Origin of the sequence: Caballeronia sp. INML1, assembly GCF_023631085.1 — a bacterium.
Lineage (GTDB): Bacteria > Pseudomonadota > Gammaproteobacteria > Burkholderiales > Burkholderiaceae > Caballeronia > Caballeronia turbans.
In genome coordinates, this window is sequence record NZ_JALQDT010000075.1 from 100,353 (window position 1) to 121,752 (window position 21,400).

17 protein-coding genes and 1 pseudogene are annotated in these 21,400 nt (G+C 62.9%); 6 read left to right on the plus strand and 12 right to left on the minus strand.

From position 1 onward, the window contains the following. The first annotated feature begins 19 nt into the window (after positions 1–19). Positions 20–1,036: a 1-aminocyclopropane-1-carboxylate deaminase gene (locus tag NCR38_RS29990; RefSeq protein WP_061119588.1), complete on the plus strand. Its 1,017-nt coding sequence runs from the start codon at positions 20–22 to the stop codon at positions 1,034–1,036. Positions 1,037–1,038: 2 nt separating this feature from the next. On the opposite strand, the gene NCR38_RS29995 is transcribed toward NCR38_RS29990, so the two are convergent. The 3 genes from NCR38_RS29995 to NCR38_RS30005 all read right to left on the minus strand — a co-directional run bounded on the left by NCR38_RS29995 (position 1,039) and on the right by NCR38_RS30005 (position 3,313). Further along, entirely contained in the window at positions 1,039–1,911 is an 873-nt protein-coding gene (locus tag NCR38_RS29995) for a nucleotidyl transferase AbiEii/AbiGii toxin family protein (RefSeq protein WP_250478080.1), read from the minus strand. Beyond that, positions 1,889–2,917 (minus strand): type IV toxin-antitoxin system AbiEi family antitoxin, encoded by a 1,029-nt coding sequence (locus NCR38_RS30000; protein WP_061119550.1) that lies wholly within the window; start codon positions 2,915–2,917, stop codon positions 1,889–1,891. The genes NCR38_RS29995 and NCR38_RS30000 overlap by 23 nt, the downstream gene beginning before the upstream one ends. A 75-nt stretch (positions 2,918–2,992) precedes the next feature. Then, positions 2,993–3,313 carry a pyrimidine/purine nucleoside phosphorylase gene (locus tag NCR38_RS30005; RefSeq protein ID WP_061119551.1) on the minus strand — a complete coding sequence of 107 codons (321 nt, stop codon included), beginning with the start codon at positions 3,311–3,313 and terminating at the stop codon, positions 2,993–2,995. Between the two features lie 241 nt (positions 3,314–3,554). Here NCR38_RS30005 and NCR38_RS30010 point away from each other — a divergent pair, with 241 nt between their 5' ends. Together NCR38_RS30010 and NCR38_RS34375 are read left to right on the plus strand one after the other, a co-directional pair. Continuing rightward, the gene (locus NCR38_RS30010) at positions 3,555–5,903 is read left to right on the plus strand and encodes a filamentous hemagglutinin N-terminal domain-containing protein (protein WP_250478081.1); all 2,349 of its coding nucleotides are present in this window, start codon (positions 3,555–3,557) and stop codon (positions 5,901–5,903) included. An 18-nt stretch (positions 5,904–5,921) separates the two neighbouring features. Then, positions 5,922–7,520: a hypothetical protein gene (locus tag NCR38_RS34375; protein ID WP_311765938.1), complete on the plus strand. Its 1,599-nt coding sequence runs from the start codon at positions 5,922–5,924 to the stop codon at positions 7,518–7,520. Here the strand turns inward: NCR38_RS34375 and NCR38_RS30020 are convergent. Both NCR38_RS30020 and NCR38_RS30025 read right to left on the minus strand, forming a co-directional pair. Then, a pseudogene (locus NCR38_RS30020) lies at positions 7,508–7,636 on the minus strand (peptide transporter); the annotation flags it as partial. The gene NCR38_RS34375 and the pseudogene NCR38_RS30020 sit on opposite strands and share 13 nt — an antisense overlap. Before the next feature lie 116 nt (positions 7,637–7,752). Next, entirely contained in the window at positions 7,753–9,813 is a 2,061-nt protein-coding gene (locus NCR38_RS30025; protein WP_250478082.1) for a hemagglutinin repeat-containing protein, read from the minus strand. On the opposite strand from NCR38_RS30025, the gene NCR38_RS30030 reads away from it, so the two are divergent. Beyond that, entirely contained in the window at positions 9,790–11,070 is a 1,281-nt protein-coding gene (locus tag NCR38_RS30030) for a hemagglutinin repeat-containing protein (protein WP_061119553.1), read from the plus strand. The genes NCR38_RS30025 and NCR38_RS30030 overlap by 24 nt on opposite strands. A 234-nt stretch (positions 11,071–11,304) precedes the next feature. Here NCR38_RS30030 and NCR38_RS30035 read toward each other — a convergent pair whose 3' ends face one another. Next, positions 11,305–11,631, minus strand: coding sequence for a hypothetical protein (locus NCR38_RS30035; RefSeq protein WP_143756366.1), 327 nt, complete (start codon positions 11,629–11,631; stop codon positions 11,305–11,307). A gap of 785 nt (positions 11,632–12,416) precedes the next feature. Between NCR38_RS30035 and NCR38_RS30040 the strand changes: the two genes are divergently transcribed. After that, on the plus strand, positions 12,417–13,148 hold the full coding sequence (locus NCR38_RS30040; protein WP_061119554.1) for a Crp/Fnr family transcriptional regulator: 732 nt from the start codon (positions 12,417–12,419) through the stop codon (positions 13,146–13,148). 108 nt (positions 13,149–13,256) lie between these two features. Here the strand turns inward: NCR38_RS30040 and NCR38_RS30045 are convergent, their stop codons facing one another. From NCR38_RS30045 to NCR38_RS30070, 6 genes are all read right to left on the minus strand, one after another. Continuing rightward, the gene (locus NCR38_RS30045; RefSeq protein WP_061119555.1) at positions 13,257–14,084 is read right to left on the minus strand and encodes an ABC transporter permease; all 828 of its coding nucleotides are present in this window, start codon (positions 14,082–14,084) and stop codon (positions 13,257–13,259) included. Positions 14,085–14,098: 14 nt separating this feature from the next. Continuing rightward, entirely contained in the window at positions 14,099–15,352 is a 1,254-nt protein-coding gene (locus NCR38_RS30050; protein WP_061119556.1) for an ABC transporter permease, read from the minus strand. A gap of 24 nt (positions 15,353–15,376) precedes the next feature. Next, positions 15,377–16,423: an ABC transporter substrate-binding protein gene (locus NCR38_RS30055; protein ID WP_061119557.1), complete on the minus strand. Its 1,047-nt coding sequence runs from the start codon at positions 16,421–16,423 to the stop codon at positions 15,377–15,379. Between the two features lies 1 nt (position 16,424). Further along, positions 16,425–17,606 carry an ABC transporter ATP-binding protein gene (locus NCR38_RS30060; RefSeq protein WP_250478083.1) on the minus strand — a complete coding sequence of 394 codons (1,182 nt, stop codon included), beginning with the start codon at positions 17,604–17,606 and terminating at the stop codon, positions 16,425–16,427. Between the two features lie 19 nt (positions 17,607–17,625). Beyond that, positions 17,626–18,765: an SRPBCC family protein gene (locus NCR38_RS30065; RefSeq protein ID WP_061119590.1), complete on the minus strand. Its 1,140-nt coding sequence runs from the start codon at positions 18,763–18,765 to the stop codon at positions 17,626–17,628. 174 nt (positions 18,766–18,939) lie between these two features. Continuing rightward, positions 18,940–19,866 (minus strand): LysR family transcriptional regulator, encoded by a 927-nt coding sequence (locus tag NCR38_RS30070; protein ID WP_061119559.1) that lies wholly within the window; start codon positions 19,864–19,866, stop codon positions 18,940–18,942. Between the two features lie 174 nt (positions 19,867–20,040). On the opposite strand from NCR38_RS30070, the gene NCR38_RS30075 reads away from it, so the two are divergent. After that, the gene (locus NCR38_RS30075) at positions 20,041–21,390 is read left to right on the plus strand and encodes an NAD(P)/FAD-dependent oxidoreductase (RefSeq protein ID WP_061119560.1); all 1,350 of its coding nucleotides are present in this window, start codon (positions 20,041–20,043) and stop codon (positions 21,388–21,390) included. The last annotated feature ends 10 nt before the right edge of the window (positions 21,391–21,400 follow it).

Genomic DNA, 21,400 nt, shown 5'->3' on the forward strand with positions numbered 1-21,400 from the left:
CCCCACGAGGATGCCGATCATGAACCTGCAACGTTTTCCCCGTTATCCGCTGACTTTCGGACCGACGCCGATCCAGCCGCTCAAGCGCCTCTCCGCGCATCTCGGCGGCAAGGTCGAGTTGTATGCCAAGCGCGAGGACTGCAACAGCGGCCTCGCGTTCGGCGGCAACAAGACGCGCAAGCTCGAATATCTGATTCCTGAGGCGCTCGCCGAAGGCTGCGACACGCTCGTGTCCATCGGCGGCGTGCAGTCGAACCAGACGCGCCAGGTCGCGGCGGTCGCGGCGCACCTCGGCATGAAATGCGTGCTCGTGCAGGAGAACTGGGTCAATTACTCCGATGCCGTCTATGACCGCGTCGGCAATATCCAGATGTCGCGGATGATGGGCGCGGACGTGCGGCTCGTCGCCGATGGCTTCGATATCGGCATCCGCAAAAGCTGGCAGGACGCGATGGACAGCGTGCGCGCGGCGGGCGGCAAGCCGTTTCCGGTCCCGGCGGGTTGCTCGGAGCATCCGCTGGGCGGGCTCGGCTTCGTCGGTTTCGCGGAAGAAGTGCGCGCGCAGGAAGCGGAACTCGGCTTCAGTTTCGATTACATCGTCGTGTGCTCGGTGACGGGCAGCACGCAGGCCGGCATGGTCGTCGGCTTCGCGGCGGACGGCCGGGCGCGGCGCGTGATCGGCATCGATGCATCGGCGAAACCGCAGCAGACGCACGACCAGATCCTGCGCATCGCGAAGCACACGGCGGAACTCGTCGGGCTCGGCCAGGACATCACGCGCGAGGATGTGATCCTCGACACGCGCTTCGGCGGCCCCGAATACGGCTTGCCGAACGAAGGCACGCTGGAGGCGATCCGTCTGTGCGCGCGGCTCGAAGGCGTGCTGACCGATCCCGTCTACGAAGGCAAGTCGATGGACGGCATGATCCAGATGGTGCGCAACGGCGAATTCCCCGAAGGCTCGAAGGTGCTGTACGCGCATCTCGGCGGCGTGCCCGCGCTCAACGCGTACAGTTATCTGTTCCGCAACGGCTAGCTCTAGAACGCGTCGCGGAACGCGTAGAACAGCGCGGCGGTCCGTTCCGACGTATCGGCTTCGAAGACCGGCATGCGTGAGCCGAGCATGTGCGTGAGGATCGGCGGCGCGGGATCGTCGGCGTGCAGGATCGCGCGAATCTGCGCGCGCAGCTCGCCGTCGTTTGCGATGGCCGCCGTGTCGCGCCCGAGCAGCGCCGCGCCCGCGATATCCGGATCGTGGCCGTGGCGCTCGACGAGATCGAAGGCATCGGAATAGAGCCGGTCGAGGTTGCCGGCTTGCGCGTAGCGCGCCATCAGAAAGAGCAGGTCGATCGCGTCCTTGCGATCCGCCGCGTGCCGGTCCTGCCATGCGACGATCTTCAGCATCGCCTGCGCGGGCAGCGATGCAACCGGCACGACGAGATCACGGTCGATGCGCACGGCAATCGCCGCATCGAGCGCCTGCCTGAAACCGGCGACGTTCATCCGCACCGACCCGTCCGGCGGCCACGCGATTTCGCCGTGCTCGTCCTGCACGCCGCCGAACGGCACGATGTCGAGCCACGTGCGCTCGCTGGTCTGCGGCGCGCGGTAGTTCAGCCGATGCGCCGAACCCTTCGGCGCCGTGAAATTGCCCGAGGCGAGCAGCGCTTGCCGCAACGTGTCGTGGCCGGTCCAGCTTCGAATCGAAATGCCGATGTCGATGTCGGCGGTCGCGCGTGTCGCCTCCATGTCGTGGACGTGCGTGAGCAGGATGTCGCGCGCGCTTGCGCCGCCGACGAACCAAGCGATGCGGGTCGCGACCGATGCGGCGACGACCTCACGCAGCATCGCCGACATGACGCCGGTGAGCGGGCGATGCGGCAGCAGTTCAAGCGGCGAGGTAGCGTTCACGCAGCATCCTGGCGGTTTCGAGATTGCGCGGGTCGCCGCTCGCGACGAGATCGGCGTAGACGATCAGCGGCGCGACGACGTTCGCCGGCAATCCGTCGATGGGCGCGAGCGCGATGGGCGCGCGCAGGAACTCGACATTTCCGGCGGGATCGGGCCGCAATCGCGCCTGCATGATCCACTCGCGCGGCACGGTTTCGGCGCAATAGGCGGTGACCGTCGCCGGCTTCAGGTATTCCGTGAGTATGGCCGCTGCGGGCTCGCCGCCGAATTGGCATCGACCCGGCAGATCGGGCGCGTCGCGCCACCAGTCGTTCGACTCCGCGCGATAACGGCCGATGACGAGCGATTCACGCAATTGCCGCGGATAGAGCGTGACCCATTCATCGATGAGCCGTTGCTTGTCGGCGAATTGCAGGCCGCGGCCATCGGGCCGTTCGAACACGTCGCGATGATCGATGAGCGCGCGCACGGCGTTCTGCACCGTGCCGTGACTGACGCCCGCGTTTTGCGCGATGTCGCGATAACCGCGCTCCAGCAGCGAAGGCGTGGTGAGCAGCGCCAGCGTGACGCGCAGTGTCGATTTGGTCCAGGTTCTGGAACGATGCGCCTTGCCTCGCGCCGTGCGCGGACGGCCCGAAACGATCACGACGCTATTGCCTTCAATGAGGGTCGCGTTGCCAGCGAGATCGAGTGCATCGACGCCGGTTTCGCGGCACGCACGGATCATGTCCGGCGAGAGATACAGGGTGACGAGCGTGGGATTCGCGCCGCTGTCGCGCATGACCGATGCGCTGAACGCGGACAGCGCGCTGAACCGGTCGATGTTTTCCCGCACGATGACGGGACGCCTGACACGCGCGCCGCCGATGCGGAATTCGATGGCGGCGTCGTATTCGCCGCGCGCGGGCGGCTTGACGCGGCGCGCGGCGAGGCCGGTGGCGTCGCTGAAGGCGGCTGCGGCGGCTTCGACGAGTTGCTCGGCGTGGCTGTCGGCGGGCGGCGGCATGATGCGGCTCGTTGTCCAATTATTCGAAGTGTACACGAAACGTGGACACCGCTGAAAATTGGACAACCGATTCGCTTAGAGGTAGCTGCAAACGTAGTCGAGCGTTTCGATCACGTCGATATGGAAGCGGCTCTTGCCCGGCACCGGGAACGAATCGCCTGCGCCGTACGTTTTCCACTCGTCGCTGCCATCCAGGCGGATGCGGCATTGGCCGGCTTGCACTTCCATGAGCTCGGGCGCGTCGGTGCCGAAGTTGAGCGTGCCGGGCAGGATCACGCCGAGCGTCTTTTTCGTGCCGTCGGCGAAGAGAACGGTATGCGACACGCACTTGCCGTCGAAGTAGACGTTGGCGCGCTTGATGACGGAAACCTGATCGAATTGCGTTGCGGCGGTCATGGCGATGGTCCCTGGACTGTCGGAAATGGATGGCCTGCAATCATACAAAAAAGGGCGACGCGGTTTCCACCGCGCGACGCAGATCAAGTCTGCGAAAGATCGTCGCTATTGCGCTGTTGCGGCGGCATTGAATTCAGACTGCTCCCATATTACGAGACGTCAGGTACGAGAAGAATTCGGGGCCTTTTGCGGGGCCGCTGTCGGCATCCTGCACCCAGAAAAGAAGAAAAAAATCCAAGTAATGAATAACAGGTTTTATAAGCTGGTCTTTAGCCGCGTGCGGCAGATGATGGTGGCGGTCGCGGATTTCGCCACGGGGCAAGGCGCAAGGGGCAGCAGCGGGACGCAAGGTGCGTCGGTCGCTCCGCTTCGAAATATCGGTTTGGTCGTTTCCATGCGCGCCGTGGCGTTTGCCGCGATGCTGATGCTGGGCACCGCCGCGTCCGTGTCGTATGCGCAGATCGTCGCGGCGCCCGGGTCCGGTGCGCAGGTGATTCAAACGCAAAACGGCCTCCAGCAAGTCAACATCGCCAAACCGTCCGGTGCCGGCGTATCGCTAAATAATTACTCGCAATTCGACGTGCCGGGCAAGGGCGCGGTCTTGAACAATTCGCCGACCATCGTTCAGACGCAGCAGGCGGGTTACATCAACGGCAATCCGAATCTCGCGCCGGGGCAGTCGGCGGGCATCATCGTCAATCAGGTGTTGAGCAATTCGCCTTCGCAATTGCGAGGCTATCTCGAAGTCGCCGGGCAGAAGGCCGAAGTGGTGATCGCGAATCCGAACGGCATCGTGGTCGATGGCGGCGGCTTCATCAACACCTCTCGCGCGATTCTCACGACGGGCACGCCGAACATCGGGGCGAATGGCAGTCTGACGGGCTTTAACGTCAATGGCGGCAATATCACCGTGCAGGGCGCGGGGCTGAACGCCACGAACGTCGATCAGGTCGATTTGCTCGCGCGTGCGATACAGGTGAACGCGGCGATCTATGCCAATAATCTGAATGCGATCGCCGGTTCGAATCAGATCGATCACAACACGCTTGCTGCGACGCCTATTGCGGGCAACGGTCCTGCGCCGTCCATCGCGATCGATGTGAGCGCATTGGGCGGAATGTATGCCAACCGGATCTATCTGGTCTCGAATGAGTTTGGTGTCGGTGTAAGCAATCGCGGTGTCGTGGCGGCGCAGGCTGGCGACTTGACGCTTCAATCCAACGGGCAGCTCGTGCTTGCCGGTGCGACGAACGCGAGCGGTTCGATCAGTGCGAGCGCCACGCAGGGCATCGACAACAGCGGCACGACTTACGCGCAGCAGAATGTCGTCGCATCGACTTCGGGCGCGCTGACCAACAGCGGCGTGCTGGCTGCGCAGAACAACACGACGATCAATGCGGGCAGCGTCGCTTCGACCGGCACGCTCGGCGCTGGCGTCAATAGCGACGGGACGATCGCCAATTCAGGCGACTTGAACGTGGCATCGAGCGGCGCGGTTTCGGCGACCGGGCGCAACGAGGGCGGCGGCAACACGACGATTCAGGGCGCATCGCTCAATCTCGCGGGCAGCAACACGTCAGCCAATGGCACGCTCGCGCTGGCCGCGACGAACGGCGACATGAACCTGGCGGGCGCGAGTTCGACCGCGGGCGGCGCACTCGTCGCCAACGCCGCGGGCACGCTCACCAACGACGGCGGCAAGCTGTCGAGCGGCGCGGCGATGCAAGTCACGGCTGGCGATCTCTCCAACGCGAATGGTCAGCTCGTGTCGCAATCGACGCTCGATGCAAGCGCGAGCGGCGCGCTGAACAATCGCGGCGGCACGATGCAGGCCGCCGGCCGCGAGACGGTTCATGCGAGTTCGCTCGACAACACGGCAGGCAACGTGCTGTCGCTCAATGGCGACGGCTTGCAGGTCACGACCACGGGCGCGCTCGTGAACGGCGCGGGCGGCACGATCGGTGCGAACGGCGCGCTTGAGGCGTCGGCGGGAACGCTGACGAATCAGGGCAAGCTCACGGCCTCGGGCGATGCGACCGTGAACGCGCGAAGCATCGATAACCACGCGGGCAGCATGACGGCCGGTGGCGCGCTCAAGGCGACGACACCCGGCGCGCTGAACAACGCGGGCGGCACGCTGTCGGGCGGCACGGCGACGGTTTCCGGCGCGTCGATCGACAACACGAACGGCACGATCGACGGCGACACGCTCGCCGTTTCGACGCCGGGCGCGCTGATCAATCGTGGCGGCAAGATCAAGCAGTACGGCGCGAGCGATCAAAGCATCACGGCAGGTGGCGCGCTCGACAACACGGGCGGCACGATTGCATCGAATGCGAACAACCTGAGCGTCGGCGCGCAAAGCATCGCGAACGATGGCGGCGCGCTGCTGCACTCGGGCGCGGGCGCGCTCGCCGTGAATTCGAAAGGCGCGCTCTCGAACGCGAACGGGCAAATCGTCACCAATGGCGCGCTGGCGCTTCAGGCCGAGCTCGCGCTGAACAACCGACAGGGCACGATTCAGGCGGCACGGCGCGCCGATATCGGCAGTGCATCGCTCGACAATACCGCGGGACGCATCGTTTCGTAGAACGCCGACGGCACGAACGTGACGACGACCGGCGCGCTTGTGAACGGCGCGGGCGGCATGATCGGCGCGAATGGCGCGCTCGATCTGAGCGCCGCGTCGTTGTCGAATCAAGGGCAACTGAACGCGGCCACCGATGCGACGCTCAACGCGCAGAGCATCGACAACCATGCGGGCAGCGTGGTCGCGGGCGGTGCGTTGAACGTGACGACGAGCGGCACGCTCAACAACGCGGGCGGTACGCTTTCGGGAGCGGCGACGACCGTCTCGGCTACGGCAATCGATAACACCAACGGCGACATCGAAGGTGATTCGTTATCCGTGTCGAGCGCGGGCGATCTGATCAATCGAAGCGGCAAGCTCACGCAATACGGTACGTCCGATCAGTCGATTCACGCAGGCGGCACGCTGGACAACGGCGGCGGAACGATTGCGAGCAACGCGACGAACCTGAACGTCGATGCGCAAGGCATCGTCAACGACGGCGGCAACATTCAGCACGCGGGCAGCGGCACGCTCGCCCTGAACGCGAACGGTGCGCTCTCGAACGTTCACGGCAGTGCGCAGACCAACGGCGCGCTCACCGCGACCAGCGCGAGCCTCGACAACACGAACGGCACGTTACTGGCGATGCAGTCCGCGCAAGTCAATGCGGCGTCGGGAATCGCGAATCGCGGCGGCTCGATCTATGGCGGCAACGCGTTGAGCGTCGGCACGCAAGGCGACATCGACAACACGGGCGGTTCCGTGCAGACGGCGGGCGATCTGTCCGTCGATGCAGGCGGCGCACTCGTCAACGCGCAAGGCACGATCAGCGCCAACGGCGCGCACGGCACGGCGAGCGTGAACGCCGCCAACGTCGATAACACCGGCGGCAAGCTGACCAATGCGGGCGACGGCGCGATGACGGTCAACGCGTCGGACGTGAAGAACACTGGCGGCACGCTCGGCGGTAACGGCGACGTGACGGTCAACGCGCAGACGCTGGAAAACGAAGCGGGCGCGAACCTCGTCGCGGGCGGTGCAGCGAATCTCAATATCGCGCAACGCATCGACAACACCGGCGGCACACTCTTCGGCGGCACGGCGTTGAACGTCGGACAAGCGACGACGACGGTCATCAACGACGGCGGCTCGATCCTCGGCGGGCGCGACGTGTCGGCGAACGTCGCTTCGCTTTCGAACGCGAACGGCTCGATCCGCGCGAATCGCGATGTGAGCGTGAGCGGCATCGTATCGGGCGATGGCGCGATGATCGCAGGCCGCAATCTCGGGCTCGCTGTCGCCGGCGACTACACCAACGACGCCGCGAACAACCTGCACGCCGATGGCGACATGACGCTGAGCGCCACGGGCACGCTCACCAACACAGGCACGCTCGAAGCAGCGGGCGCGCTCACCGCAAGTGCTCAGGCCGTGGTGAATGCGGCGGGCGCGGACATCAACTCGTCCAATACCACCGTCAACGCGGCGGGAACGATCACGAACGCCGGGCGCATCGAAGGCGATACGGTCACGACCCACAGCGCGACGCTCGACAACACGGCGACCGTCATCGGTAACGACGTCACGGTCAACGCCACCGACGTGAAGAATAGCGGCGCGGCGGCGGCCACCTGAAACCCGGCCGTCACACGCGAACTCGGAAATGCCGACGGCTTGTAGATGGGCGTGCCAGCGAACAGGTCGTAGCTGAAACCCGCGTATTTCGCTGGGATGCCGCCGCGAATGCCGATCGCGCCGAAGCGCTTCGACACTTGCACGTAGACTGGTACGGCGGCAGAGGCTGATCAACTTGGGAAAGCCTGGGTTGGAGATGGTGCGAAAATGACCACTGATGGGACTGGTTGGATTAGTTCGGATGGAACGCGCGGTTACCCGTGGACAACGAGCTGATCGCGGTCGATGTCGAAGTCGACAGCGAACTCATGCCCGTGGACAGCGAACTGATACCCGTGGACAGCGAGCTCACGCCCGTGGACAGCGAGCTCACTGCCGTCGAGGTCGACGTGGACAGCGAACTGACACCCGTGGACAGCGAGCTAATTGCCGTCGAGGTCGAGCTCGACAGCGAACTCACGCCCGTGGACAGCGAACTCACCGCCGTGGAGGTCGAGGTCGACAGCGAGCTGATGCCCGTAGACAGCGAGTCGAGGCCGGTCGAAGCCGAGCTCGACAGCGAGCTCAACTGACCGAAGTTCACCGCATCCGGATTCTCCGTACCGTCAGCCACGTTCGTGAGCTTCACCGGCGCATGGCCCGACCAGCTCTGCGAATCATGCGTTTCGCTCACGCTGCCGATGTTGATGTCGCCCGTCGAAACAAGCGCGATGCCGCCCTTGTCCGCCGTCACGTTCGAGCCGAGCACGGACAGATTGCCGCCGCCGTTCTGACCGGCCGCCAGCGTTACGCCGTTGCCCGCGCTCACGTTCGATCCATTGACCGATTCGTCATAACTCGAACTGATGTGCTGAGCGTTCTTGCCGCCCATCGATTGTTCGTGATGCGTGGCCGTGTCCTTCGATGCCGTCACCGTCAGATCGCCGCCCGCGATCATCGTCGCGTCGCCGCCCGCCTTGACGGCCGCGCCCGTGAACGTCGTGTCGTGCCCGGAAAGGGTCGTGACATTGCCGCCCGCAACGATCGCGCTGCCGAGTTGCTGACTGACTTCATCGTGACTGCCGTTCTGGCCGTCGAAGGAATGCACTTCGCGCGTGCTCGTGAGTTCCGTCGTGCCGACGTTCAGATCGCGTCCCGCCGCGATGCCCGCGTTGCCGCCCGCCTGTATCACCGCGGCATTCAGGTTCACGTCACGCCCCGCGATGACCGTCGCAGTGTTCGTCGCCGAAATCGTGCCGAGTGCATCCACGCCGGTTCCGGTCACGCGTCCAGCCACGCCGTTCGATACGAAATCGCTCGATACGCCATACGTGCGCGTCTCGTTGATGACATCGCGCCCGGCCTGCACGAGCACATCGCCGCCGCCGATGCGCCCGCTCGTGTTACGCACGTCCTGCACCGCGACCACCGCCGTCGTACCGCCGCTGCCGATCACGCCACCGTTGACGATGTTGTTGCCGATGATCGTCGTCGCCAGATTGCTCGTCACGTGGCCGCTGTTGGTCACGTCGCCGCTGGCGTTCAGGTTCACGGTGTTGCCCGTGACGAGCGCACCGCTATGCGTCAGATCGACCGCGTTTGCCTGCGCCAGATACACCGTAGGCACGAGCACCTTCTGATGCGAGCCGTCGGGCAAAGTTACGTCTTGCTCGACGAGCCACACCATGTCGGTCGTGAGTTGCGCCATTTGCGCCGGCGTCAGCGCGATGCCGATGGCGAGATCGAACTGCTTCGCATACGCCACGCCGTTGTTCATCAGCGCGGTGTACTCGTCCATCGCATCGTTAAAGCCCGAGAGGAACGTGTGGCCCGTCAACTGCGTGATCTGGTTGCGAATCAGCGTCTGTTCGTAGACGCCATCGCCCAGACGCTTGATGGTTTTCGCCGGATCGAGGTCCAGCGCGCTCAACATGTAGTCGCTGCTGATGAACTTCGTGTAGCTCGTCAGGCGCGGATCGGTCGCGATCAGATAGCTCGCGCCCGGCGCGGTGTTGTACGTGTAGAGGCCATTGACCGGCAGTTTCAGGTTCGGAATGCCGCCCGTCGCGCCACCGACCGTCTGCGGCGCGCTCGACTGGCCGCTCACGGCTTGCGCCTTACTGCCGCTGATGTTTTCCGCGCTGCCGCCTTGCCCCGTGATCATGCCGGTTTGCGTGCCGTCCGCGCTGCCGCCCGTCACGCCCGACCCGATCACCGTCTGTCCCTGACGGTCCACCGAGTTGATGCTGATGGTCGCCGCGTTCGTCTGACGGCGCAGCTCTAACTCACGATGGGCGGCAAGAACGCTCAGCACATCGGTTCGAGTTATGACGAATCGGTCAATGGATCGACCGTGAGCGCGGGCAACGGCGTAACGCTGGCGGCCGGTCAGAACGGCGGCGGCAATCTGTCCGTGCTCGGCTCGAACGTGACGGCGGACAAGGGCGGCATCGCGCTTGTTTCGACGGGCGACATCAACATCGGCAGCGTGAGCGAAACGCATGATTCGCAGAGCTGGTCGCATCAGAACAGTTCGGGCTTCCTTGCGAACACTGAAACGACCGACACGGCGAACGCGCACGCGGTGTATGCGAACGGCTCGACGATCTCGGGCGATACGGTCATGGGCGTGGCCGGTCGTGACATGACCATCAGCGGTTCGACGGTCGCGGCGACGAACGATGTGGCGCTGAGCGCCGGCCATGATCTGACGATCGACACGACGCAGGATAAGAGCCAGTCGTCATCGTTCCATCAGGAAACGAAGACCGGCATGGGCGCATCGGGTACGGCCATTTCGTACGGCACGCACGACCAGAAGGACACGAGCAACGACGCGTCGGTGAGGAACAACGCGAGCCTGATCGGTAGCACGGATGGCAGTGTGCATCTGTCGGCCGGCAATGACCTGCACGTCACGGGAAGCGATCTGATCGCGGCGAAGGACATGATCGGTACGGGCGCGAACGTGACGATCGATGCGGCGACCGACACGTCGCATCACGACGAGACGCATGAGACGAAGCAAAGCGGTGTCTCGCTCGGCGTCAAGGGCGGTCTGGTCGACATGATCCAGTCGGCGGCGGATCAGGCGGACGCGTCGGGCAAGAGCGAGGATTCCCGCGCCTCGACGCTTCATTCGATTGCGGCGGCGGGGAGCCTCGCGGCGGCCGGTGAATCGATGGCAAGCGGCAAGCCGGACGTCAAGGTCGAACTGAGCTTTGGCAGCAGCCACAGCAAGGACACGTTCACCGAAGACACGACGACGCAGCGCGGCTCGAACGTGCAGGCAGGCGGTACGGCAATGTTCGCGGCGACGGGCAGCGACACGCCTGGCAGCGGCAACGTGACGATCGCGGGCTCGAATGTCAACGCAACCGATGTGGTGCTCGCGGCGAAGAATCAGGTCAACCTGGTCAACACGACGGACACGGATTCGACGCGCAGCACGAACGAGTCGAGCAGTTCGAGCGTGGGCGTGTCGTACGGGACGCAGGGTTGGGGCGTCAGAACAACAAACCCTGCTTCGAGCTGGGTTTGTTGTTTGTGGGAGTGGTTCAAGCGGGCGTGATGACGAGTCTTCCGTGTTCGACTTGCACTCTCACGCTTACCGGCCGCGCAAGACTCCTGCGCCCCTTTATCCGTGGATCCAACAGGCCGAGCGCGAACGGCCGTTTCTCTTGATGTGTCGCTCGGCAAGAGCGGTTGATGCTTTAAGATTGGCGTCAGCCATAGTCAACTCCTCAGATGAGTTGGTTGTGGTCAGCGGGTCGTATGGGTTGCCGCCCATGCGGCCCGCGCTTCTTCAAACGTGTTTCTTCCCTACTTCTGCCCGCCGATATGTGCCCTGGAGCGACGCGCCGCGTTCAAGGCGGCCATCGCGGCTCGCTCCGAACTTGCAGCCGAGCGATTGCCTTAACGAATGCCGTTGATCGAATATCTGCAGGCCGAGTGAGTTAGCGGACGAAAAGGAAAAACTATTTCGATCGATCGCGAAGATCGATTCTTTGCGCCATGCCTGTTTCAACGGCGTGCCCGACAGGCTCGTTCTGCAATTGGCTGTCGCGCTGTGAGCCGACACATCATCATGAGCGGCTATGCGGCGAACGCCGGTGCCTTCGTCGAGACCCACATCCTCGACAATCTTTGGTCGCGCGTGCGGTGCCGCAGCGCGAGAAGGAATACGAACCCGCCTTGGTCAGGCGATTGTCGAACGAGATACGCTGACCCGGCGCGGAACCCGCTCTGATATTTTTAAGCCTCTGTGGAGTCGGCATTCCCCTTAGGTATAAGCAATGCAACGTTTTTCGCGCCGACGCTAAACCGCCCTCCATAACGCGAGCCTCGGCTCGACGACGCGCACGTAGCGCGCGGAGCCCCGTGCAATAAGGCCTGACGCCAGCGCAACGCCTGATCTTCAAAAGGCGCATCCGAAGCCGTTAACCACGTTTGCAACATTTTGCGAGCGCGCACCATTTCCGCTGTGACAAGGCTTCGGGGCCCGCAATCAGCAACGTTTTGATGACGGACCCCTCGCCCGGCGCCCCACCCGACAAGGCATTCGCCAGACGAAAACGTTTGGCGTGGGCGCGATGTCGCGTTCGATCCGTATGAAGGTCGCCTTTCATGTTTGAATCAATTTTGTTCGTAGTCGAGCACGCGCCGCCGCGCGCTGCGTGCGGACTCGCGCAAACCCCAACTGGTATAAGGATTGGCGTGCGCTGGCACACCTCTCGCTAATGTATGACCACGCACGAAGGTCACCGCGATCCTTCAACAACAGATAAGAGCGGTGAATTCGTGCTACGGGGCTGGTCGCAACAGGGTTCGATGTACGCCGACAGATGCATACGCGAATCCTGTTGCGAGCCAGAAGAAATCAAAAGCGCCAGGCGCACACGCACGAGACTAAAAAAAATGTTGACTCTCCAATCCGATCTGCACGGCAATCATCTGTTGGGCGCGCTTCCGGCACAGGAATGGCAAGCCATTGCGCCGCATCTCGAACTTGTCCAGTTGCGCACCGAGCAGTTGCTGTGCGATTCCGGTCAGCGCATTCACCACGTCTATTTCCCGACCACGGCGATTATTTCGCTGCTGCATACGATGGAAGACGGCGGCTCCGTCGAAGTCGCGGCGGTCGGTCGTGAAGGGATGTCCGGCGTTCCGGTGCTCACGGGCGGCGACACCATGCCCACGCGCGTCCAGGTGCAATGCGCGGGATTCGCGTATCGCATGAGTGCGGGCGCGCTGCGCGAGCACTTCGGTCGCTCGGACTTTCTGCGCCGCGTGATGTTGCTGTACATGCAAGCTCTTCTCACGCAAGTCGCGCAGACGGCCGCATGCAACCGCCATCACTCGCTGTCGAAGCAACTGTGCCGCTGGCTGCTGATCCAGACGGATCGCACGCCGTCGGATCAACTGCGTGTCACCCAGCAGATGATCGCGGACATGCTCGGCGTGCGCCGTGAAGGCGTGACCGAAGCCGCAGGCAAGCTGCATGACGCGGGCGTGATTCATCATAGCCGCGGCTGCATCAAGATCCTGGATCGCGCAGAGCTGGAAGAGCGCGCGTGTGAATGCTACGGCATCGTTAAGCGCGAGTTCGATCGGATGCTGCCGCGTCGGCAGGTGGAAGCGACGGTTTGAGCGATTTTCGCCGGATTCCGTATTGATGTTGGTTTATCAGCGTTGCGCCGCACAGGGGCAGTGCCAATAGACCAACAAGAACCGGGATCCGGCGAAAAAAGAAAGCATTCAAACGAGGGCACGGCTGGCCGCAGCCGCCCGCCCCCGCAACCAGTTGATGCTCGCAAAAAGCAGCACAGCAAACACAATCAGCATCGTCGCAACCGCGAGAATCGAAGGATCGATCGAATCGCGGATACCGCTCCACATCTGACGCGGCACGGTGCGCTGATCCGGCCCGCCGATGAACAGGATCACGATCACTTCATCGAATGAGGTCGCGAAAGCGAACACGCTGCCCGTGGCGACCGCAGGCGTGATGAGTGGCAAGGTCACCCGCCGGAACGCCGTCCAGGGCGTCGCGCCGAGGCCGGATGCCGCGCGCAGCAGACTCTGATCGAACGACAACAACGAAGCCGTCACCGTGATCACGACGAACGGCGTGCCGAGCGCCGCGTGCGCGAGAATCACGCCGGGATACGAGTTCACGAGCCCGAGCGGCGCGAAGATCAGATAGAAACCCGCCGCGACGACGACGATCGGCACGATCATCGGCGAGATGATGATCGGCATGATCACCGAGCGCAGCGGAAACTGCGAACGCGAGAGACCGAGCGCCGCGAGCGTGCCGAGACACGTGGCGATCAACGTCGATGCCGCGCCGATGCCGATGCTGTTCAATAACGAGCGCTGCCAGTCGGGGCTCGTCAGCGCCTGTTCGTACCAGCGCAGCGAAAAACCCTGCAACGGATACGAGAAATACGATCCTGAATTGAACGAGAGCGGAATGATCGCGAGAATCGGCGCGACGAGAAAGAACAGCACGATTGCGGTATGCACGCGCACCCAGCGCGATGCGATGCGTTCGGTCAATACCTTGTTGCGTTGCTCTTTCATGGAAGGAGGACTCCTCAACCGAATCGCAACCGGTCGATGCCGACGATGCGGTTGAACAGGAAATAGAAGATCGCCGTGAAGATCACGAGATACGCCGATAGCGCGCCCGCAAGCCCCCAGTTGAGCTGCGTGTTCGTTTGCAGCGCGATGAGCTGACTGATCATTTCATCGCCTGCGCCGCCGAGCAGCGCGGGCGTGATGTAGTAACCGAGCGCAAGCACGAAGACGAGAAAGCAGCCCGCGCCGACGCCCGGCAGCGTCTGCGGAATATAGACGCGCACGAAGGCGGTGAACGGATGCGCGCCGAGCGATTGCGCCGCGCGCACGTATACGGGCGATACGCCTTTCATCACCGAATAGATCGCGAGAATCATGTATGGCAAAAGGACGTGCGTCATGCCGATCAACACACCCGTGCGATTGAAGATGAGCGGCACCGGATGCGTCGCAAGGCCGAGCCCCATCAACAGACCGTTGATGACGCCGCCCGGTTGCAGCAGCACATACCACGCCGTCGTGCGCACGAGCAGCGACGTCCAGAACGGCACGATCACGAAAAGCATCAGCCGATTGCTGCTCTGCGCGGGCAGATTGGCGAGCAGCCATGCGACGGGATAACCGAGCACGAGGCACAACAGCGTGACGGACGCGCTGATCGATATCGTGCGAAGGAACGCCTGTCGATACACCGACGAGTTATCCGGCACGAATGCGACGTTGCCTTGCGGCGTCACTTGCGCATCGACGGCGGCGAGCAGATAGTCCGGCGTCGGCGAGGTCGCTGCGCGCTTCAAAAGACGCCAGATTTCAGGCGAATTCCAGCGTTCGTCCATCTCGATCAGCGCCGGCTTCCATGCAGGCGGTGTCTCGTCGCGGACGCTGCGCGCGGTGCGCATCAACAGGCTGCGAAATTCGGGCTGCGCGAAATTCAGCCTGCGGGCGACGGTGCCGAGCTGCCCGCTCTGCTGCGCATCCCTGAGCCCGGCGGCGAGCAGCGCGAATGTATGTTCATCGGGCACGCCGCGTCCGTCCCACGCATTGAGCGCGCGCGTGAGCGTGGGCATGCTGCCCGGCACTTCCTTGTTCTCGACACTGCGCGCAAGCAGCAGCGCGATCGGTGCGATGAACGTCGACAGCAGAAACACGATCAACGGCAATGCAAGCATCAACGCCTGCACCGATGCGCGGCGGCGCGCTCTTTGATACGAAGCACGGCCATCGGCTCTCGTCGGAGAACCGGTGGCGGGCGCGTGAATCGATGCAGGCATGAGGTCCTCGAGTCGTCGAACGCGTTACTGCGTCAGCCACACCTGAAAGCGCTTGTTGATCTGGTCCGCGTTATCTGCCCAGAAATTCGCGTTGATCTGCACGGCGCGCTTGAAGTTGTCCGGCGCGGTCGGCATGTCGGCAAGACGCTGTTTATCGACGAGCGCAACCGCATCCTTGCGCGGCGGCGCATACGCGATGTACTTCGACAGATCCGCGGATGCCTTCGGCTGCGCTTGCGACACGATGAACTTGGCGGCCGTGTCGGCGTGTTTCGCGCCAGTCGGAATGGCCCACCATTCGAAGTCGTAGACCTGCGCATCCCAGACCGCCTTGAACGGCTTGTTGTCCTTCTTCGCGGCATCGTCGATGCGGCCGTTATAGGCCTGCACCATCACGACCGCGCCATCGGCGAGCAGCTGCGGCGCCTGCGCGCCCGACTCCCACCACACGATATTCTTCTTGATCGTGTCGAGCTTCTTGAAGGCGCGATCGACGCCGGCGGGCGTGCCGAGCACCTTGTACACGTCCTTCGGCTCGACGCCGTCCGCGATCAACGCCCACTCCATCGACACCTTCGGCGACTTGCGCAAGCCGCGCTTGCCGGGAAATTTCTGCAAGTCGAAGAAATCGTTGACAGTGGTCGGCGCGGTCTTCAGCTTGCTCGTGTCGTAGGCATAGACGGTGGACCAGACCATGCTCGCGACCGCGCAATCACTAATCGAGCCGGGGATGAAATCGCTCGTCTTGCCGAGTGACTTCTTGTCGAACTTCTGCAGCAGGCCTTCATCGCAAGCGGTGATCGCGTCGTTGGTTTCAAGATCGATCAAATCCCATGTCGTGTTCTTCGCCTGCTCCATCGCGGAGAGCTTGGCTAAGCCGCCGTCGTACGATTCGGTCGAGAAGTTCACGCCCGTTGCCTGTGTGAACGGTTCGAACCAGGCCTTCTTTGCCGCGGCTTCGAATGCGCCGCCGAAAGTCACGACAGAGAGCGTCTCCGCTGCGTGTGTCGGGATAGTTGCAAACGCAAATACTGCGAGTGCGGCGCATTGTGCTTTGATGTGAGTGCGCATGTCAGTTGGCTCCTGCGGGTGCGGTCGAGATGAGGGAAGGTGAGGGCGGTGTGGTCGGGGCTATCGCGGGTGCGCTCTTTTGCGCCATCATCGCGAGAATCTTGCAGTCGTCGTGACGCCATGCAATGTCGATCGTGCTGCCGGCGGACGGCAACGCATGGCGCTGCGTGTTGGGTACTTTGACGACGATGGAATCGCGCGAGCCGAGCTTCAGATGCACGCGATGATGATCGCCGCAATACACGAGTTCCTCGACGCAGGCGCGCACCACGTTGCTGTGCTCGTCGGGCTGCGCGCCTTCCGTCCCCGGAATATGCGCGCGTTCGGGACGCAGCGCGAGCATCGCTTCGTCGCCGGCGCGCAGGCCGTGTTCGCAGCGTCCGCGAATGACGCTGCCATCCGACAGCGCAAGCGTCGCCCATTCGTCGTTCACACCGGTCACGCGCCCCGTGAGCCCGTTGTTCTCGCCGACGAAGTTTGCGACGAACGCGTTCTGCGCGTTCTCGTAGAGTTCGCTCGGCGTGGCGGCCTGCTGAATGCGGCCATCGGAGAAGACGGCGACACGGTCGGACATCGTCAGCGCTTCGGCCTGATCGTGCGTCACGTAGACGATCGTCAGCGAAAGCTCGCGATGCAGGCGCATGATTTCGTATTGCATCGTTTCGCGCAGGCGCTTGTCGAGTGCGCCGAGCGGCTCGTCCATCAGCACGACGCTCGGCTCGAACACGAGTGCGCGTGCAAGCGCGACGCGCTGCTGCTGCCCGCCGGAAAGCTGGGAGGGACGCCGGTTCGCGAGATGCGGCAGCTCGATCATCTCCAGCGCGCGCCGGACGCGCGTCTTCTGCTCGGCGCGGCTCACGCGACGCACGGAAAGCGGAAACGCGACGTTCTCCGCAATCGTCAGATGCGGAAAGAGCGCGTAGTTCTGAAACACCATGCCGATGTCGCGCTGATGCGGCGGCTTGTCGTCCAGACGCCTGCCATCGAGGCGGATCTCGCCTTGCGTCGGCGTCTCGAAGCCGGCGAGCATCATGAGCGTGGTCGTCTTGCCCGAGCCGGACGGACCGAGCAGCGAAAGAAACTCTCCCTTGCGCACGTCGAGGTTCAGGTCCTCCACGACGTAGTTCGCGCCGTCGTACGATTTGCTCACGCCCGAGAAGGAAATGAAGGAAGGGTCTGACATCGTGATCGCGTCCTGTCTTTCAGTGCTGTGCGAGCTTCGCCGCGATGTAGCGTGCGAAGTCGTAGTTGGGCCGTTCGAGATGGCTCAGGTTGCCGGGCTTCGCGAGCGGCGCATGCACGCCGCGAAACACGGCTTCCACGCCGCGCCTGTCTTCCGCGTTCACCTCATCGAGCAGCTTCTTCAACGTCGTCATATGCGCATTCGCTTCCGGATCGGCAATGAACTCGGGCGCGAGCCCGCCGCCGAAGCGGATATGCACTTGCCCGACGCCGCGCGGCTGCAGCACGAGATACCAGAAGTAGCCGGGCGTGAGCGTAACGAGATGCGCCGGGTAGATCGCGAGCAGCGCGGTCGTCTTGCGCCAGTGACCGGATAACCGCGTGTTGTCAGGATGCGCATTGCCGATCGGCAAGCTCGCTTCCTTCGTGATCCAGTGATAGTTGAACGCGGGATAGCCGGGCGGGCACTCCATCTCTTCGAGCCTCGAATGCGGCCCCACGGTTGCGCGATGCAGCATCGGCAGGTGATAGCTTTCCATGAAATTCTCCGCGAGGATCTTCCAGTTGGTATCCCACACGTGCTCTTCATAGAAAGTTTCGATGTAGTCCGTCATCCCGTACGCGCCGATGAGTTCGCTCAATTCGGCCAGTTGCTGCTGAACGGGCGGCGCACTTTCATTGAGCGTCACATAGATCCAGCCCTGCCATTGTTCGCAGCGCACAGCGGGTAATTTATAGCTTTCCTTGCAGAAGCCTTCTTGCCGGTCCATGAGCGGCGCGCCTTTCAATTCGCCGTCGAGCCCATAGCTCCATGCGTGATACGGACACACGATACGGCGCTTGTTGCCGCGCCCTTCCAGCAGCACCGACATGCGATGCAGACACACATTCGACATCGCCTTGAGCTGCATCTGCTCGTCGCGCAACACGACGATCGGTTGTGCGCCGAGTTGCGCCGTCAGATAGTCGCCAGGCTCTTTCAGCGCGCTTGCACGGCCGACACACTGCCATTCGCGCGCAAAGATGTCGTGCTCTTCGAGGGACAGAAACTCGGGCGATGTATAGACGCCGGGCGGCATGGCGCGCGCATCGCTGAATGATCGTGCGCAATTCGACCGCAATTCGTCGATGACCGTTTGCACCGCGATGGTCCTTGTCATGAGGCTCTCCATGTTCCTCCCCGTGGAAGCGCGTCAACGCGAGGTTTCAAGGCGTTGCGCCCGGCATGGACATCAATCTATCAAGCCAAATTGCCAGCCAAAATATTGTTTTCGGATACAAAGCAAAGCTTTTACCTATGCAGCGCGGATAACTTCTCTATCCGATAGCGCGCATCATGTATCGATATGCAGCCGCCGTATATAAGTCTCGCAGAAGGACGAAAAGCGATGCACGACCTGGCGCGGGCGCATCGTGCGCGATTGCGCGATGCCGAGCGTCGTCGCGTTGACGTTGTCCTTGAAGCGTTTAATCACGAAGTCTTCGCCGTCCACCGTGCGATTCGACTTGAGCGGGAAATTGAGGATGCTATAGCCGAGGCCGTTCGCCACCATGCCGCGCACGACTTCCGGCTGCGATGAACGAAACGCGGGCACGGGGCGGCTGCCGACCGCATCGAAGAGCGCCGCGAAATACTCGCGGCTGTGCGGCAGATCGAGCATCACGTAAGGCTCCGGCAGCAAGTCGGCGAGCGATACCTTGCGTGCGCGCGCAAGTCGATGCGTCTTAGGGAGGATCACATACGGCGGCAAGGAAATCAGCGGCGTGAAGGCGATGTCTTCGGTGAGGTCCAGGCTATAGGTCAGCGCAATATCGAGCGAGCCGTCGTGCAGGCCGCGCAACAAGCCGTCCTGATGGGCTTCTACCGTGCGAAACGAAATGCCCGTGTGCCCGGCCGTGAAGCGGCTGATGAGACCCGGCATGAGCGGCGGCGCGAGCGACACGAGGCAACCGAGCGCGATTGAGCCTGTCATGCCGCCATCCATTTCCTTCGCGGCCATTTGCAGTTCTTCCGCGATCTTCAGCAAATTGCGCGCTTGCCCGAGCAAATCGCGGCCTGCTTGCGTGAGCGACAGGCCGCTCGCGTGACGGCGGATGAATAGTTGCACGCCGAACGACTCTTCGAGATCGGCGAGCGCGGTCGAAATCGACGGCTGCGAGATATGCAGTCTTTTCGCGGCGGCGGTGAAGGACAACGCTTCCGCCGTGACGACGAAATAACGTAGCTGCCGCAGCGAGTAGCGCAAGGGATGGATGTCCATCGACGATGCTCCAGAGATCATGCTTCGATGGGCGGCATTGTGAAACGCTCAAAAATCATTGCATAGCCAAATCCGATGCTAGGCATTTTTTAAATATATTTTTCAGATTCTGGCGGGGCGCGTAGATTTTCACGAGACATCACGGATACAACGGCCTTTCAGAAGGACATAGCCATGACAGTGGAAATGAAGTCAATCGACACGCTGGTGGTCGGCGCGGGACAAGCTGGTGTCGCGATGAGCGAACATCTGAGCAAGCTCGGCGTGCCGCATCTCGTGCTGGAACGCGACCGTATCGCCGAGCGCTGGCGCACGGGCCGGTGGGATTCCCTCGTCGCCAATGGCCCTGCATGGCACGATCGTTTCCCTAATATGGAGTTCGCCGATTTCGACCCCGACGGCTTTGCATCGAAGGAACAGGTCGCGGACTACTTCGTCCAGTACGCGAAAAAATTCGATGCGCCTATTCGTACCGGCGTCGAAGTGAAGAAGGTCGTGCGCAATGCGGGGCGGCCCGGCTTTACCGTCGATACATCTGAAGGAATCATCGAGGCGAATCGCGTCGTCGTTGCAACGGGCCCGTTCCAGCGTCCCGTGATACCGCCCATCGCGCCGAAGAGCGCCGCGCTCATGCAGATTCATTCCGCCGACTATCGCAATCCGCAGCAATTGCCGGAAGGCGGCGTGCTGGTCGTGGGCGCGGGATCGTCGGGCGTGCAGATTGCCGATGAACTTCAGCGCGCGGGCCGCCGCGTGTATCTGTCGGTCGGCGCGCACGACCGCCCGCCGCGCGGATATCGCGGACGCGACTTCTGCTGGTGGCTCGGCGTGCTCGGCGAATGGGACGCGGAAGTGATGAAGCCCGGCCGCGAGCACGTGACGATCGCGGTGAGCGGCGCGCGCGGCGGACATACGGTGGATTTCAGGCGTCTCGCGCATCAGGGCATCACGCTCGTCGGCCTGACGAAATCGTTCGACGATACCCGCGTCACGTTCGAAGCCGATCTCGCGGACAACATCCGTCGTGGCGACGAAAACTATCTGTCGCTGCTCGACGCCGCCGATGCCTATGCACGGCGCAACGGCCTCGATCTTCCCGAAGAGCCGGAAGCCCGAATCATTCCCGCCGATCCGGAATGCATGACGCATCCGCTTCTCGAACTCGATCTGGCGAAGGAAGGTGTGAACTCCATCATCTGGGCGACGGGCTATGCCGTCGATTTCACCTGGCTGCAAGTCGATGCCTTCGACGACAAGGGCAAGCCGAAACATCAGCGCGGTGTCGCCAAGGAACCGGGCATCTATTTTCTCGGCTTGCCGTGGCTGTCGCGCCGCGGCTCGGCGTTCATCTGGGGCGTGTGGCACGACGCGAAACATATCGCCGATCACATCGTCACGCAGCGCAAATACCTCGCGTATTACGACGCGCCGCAACATCACGCAGACGAGCAGCGCGTCGAAAGCGTGGAGGGCGCACCCGATGCGTCGCGCGTCCACAAGGTCAGCGAGATGGGCGTCAACTGATTTCAAACAA

Excerpts from the sequence above, each read along its gene's own strand:
- NCR38_RS29990 (WP_061119588.1), top strand. The coding sequence starts at position 20 with ATGAACCTGCAACGTTTTCCCCGTTATCCGCTGACTTTCGGACCGACG.
- NCR38_RS30000 (WP_061119550.1), bottom strand. The coding sequence starts at position 2,917 with ATGCCGCCGCCCGCCGACAGCCACGCCGAGCAACTCGTCGAAGCCGCC.
- NCR38_RS30005 (WP_061119551.1), bottom strand. The coding sequence starts at position 3,313 with ATGACCGCCGCAACGCAATTCGATCAGGTTTCCGTCATCAAGCGCGCC.
- NCR38_RS30010 (WP_250478081.1), top strand. The coding sequence starts at position 3,555 with ATGAATAACAGGTTTTATAAGCTGGTCTTTAGCCGCGTGCGGCAGATG.
- NCR38_RS30030 (WP_061119553.1), top strand. The coding sequence starts at position 9,790 with ATGGGCGGCAAGAACGCTCAGCACATCGGTTCGAGTTATGACGAATCG.
- NCR38_RS30040 (WP_061119554.1), top strand. The coding sequence starts at position 12,417 with ATGTTGACTCTCCAATCCGATCTGCACGGCAATCATCTGTTGGGCGCG.
- NCR38_RS30045 (WP_061119555.1), bottom strand. The coding sequence starts at position 14,084 with ATGAAAGAGCAACGCAACAAGGTATTGACCGAACGCATCGCATCGCGC.
- NCR38_RS30050 (WP_061119556.1), bottom strand. The coding sequence starts at position 15,352 with ATGCCTGCATCGATTCACGCGCCCGCCACCGGTTCTCCGACGAGAGCC.
- NCR38_RS30055 (WP_061119557.1), bottom strand. The coding sequence starts at position 16,423 with ATGCGCACTCACATCAAAGCACAATGCGCCGCACTCGCAGTATTTGCG.
- NCR38_RS30060 (WP_250478083.1), bottom strand. The coding sequence starts at position 17,606 with ATGTCAGACCCTTCCTTCATTTCCTTCTCGGGCGTGAGCAAATCGTAC.
- NCR38_RS30065 (WP_061119590.1), bottom strand. The coding sequence starts at position 18,765 with ATGACAAGGACCATCGCGGTGCAAACGGTCATCGACGAATTGCGGTCG.
- NCR38_RS30070 (WP_061119559.1), bottom strand. The coding sequence starts at position 19,866 with ATGGACATCCATCCCTTGCGCTACTCGCTGCGGCAGCTACGTTATTTC.
- NCR38_RS30075 (WP_061119560.1), top strand. The coding sequence starts at position 20,041 with ATGACAGTGGAAATGAAGTCAATCGACACGCTGGTGGTCGGCGCGGGA.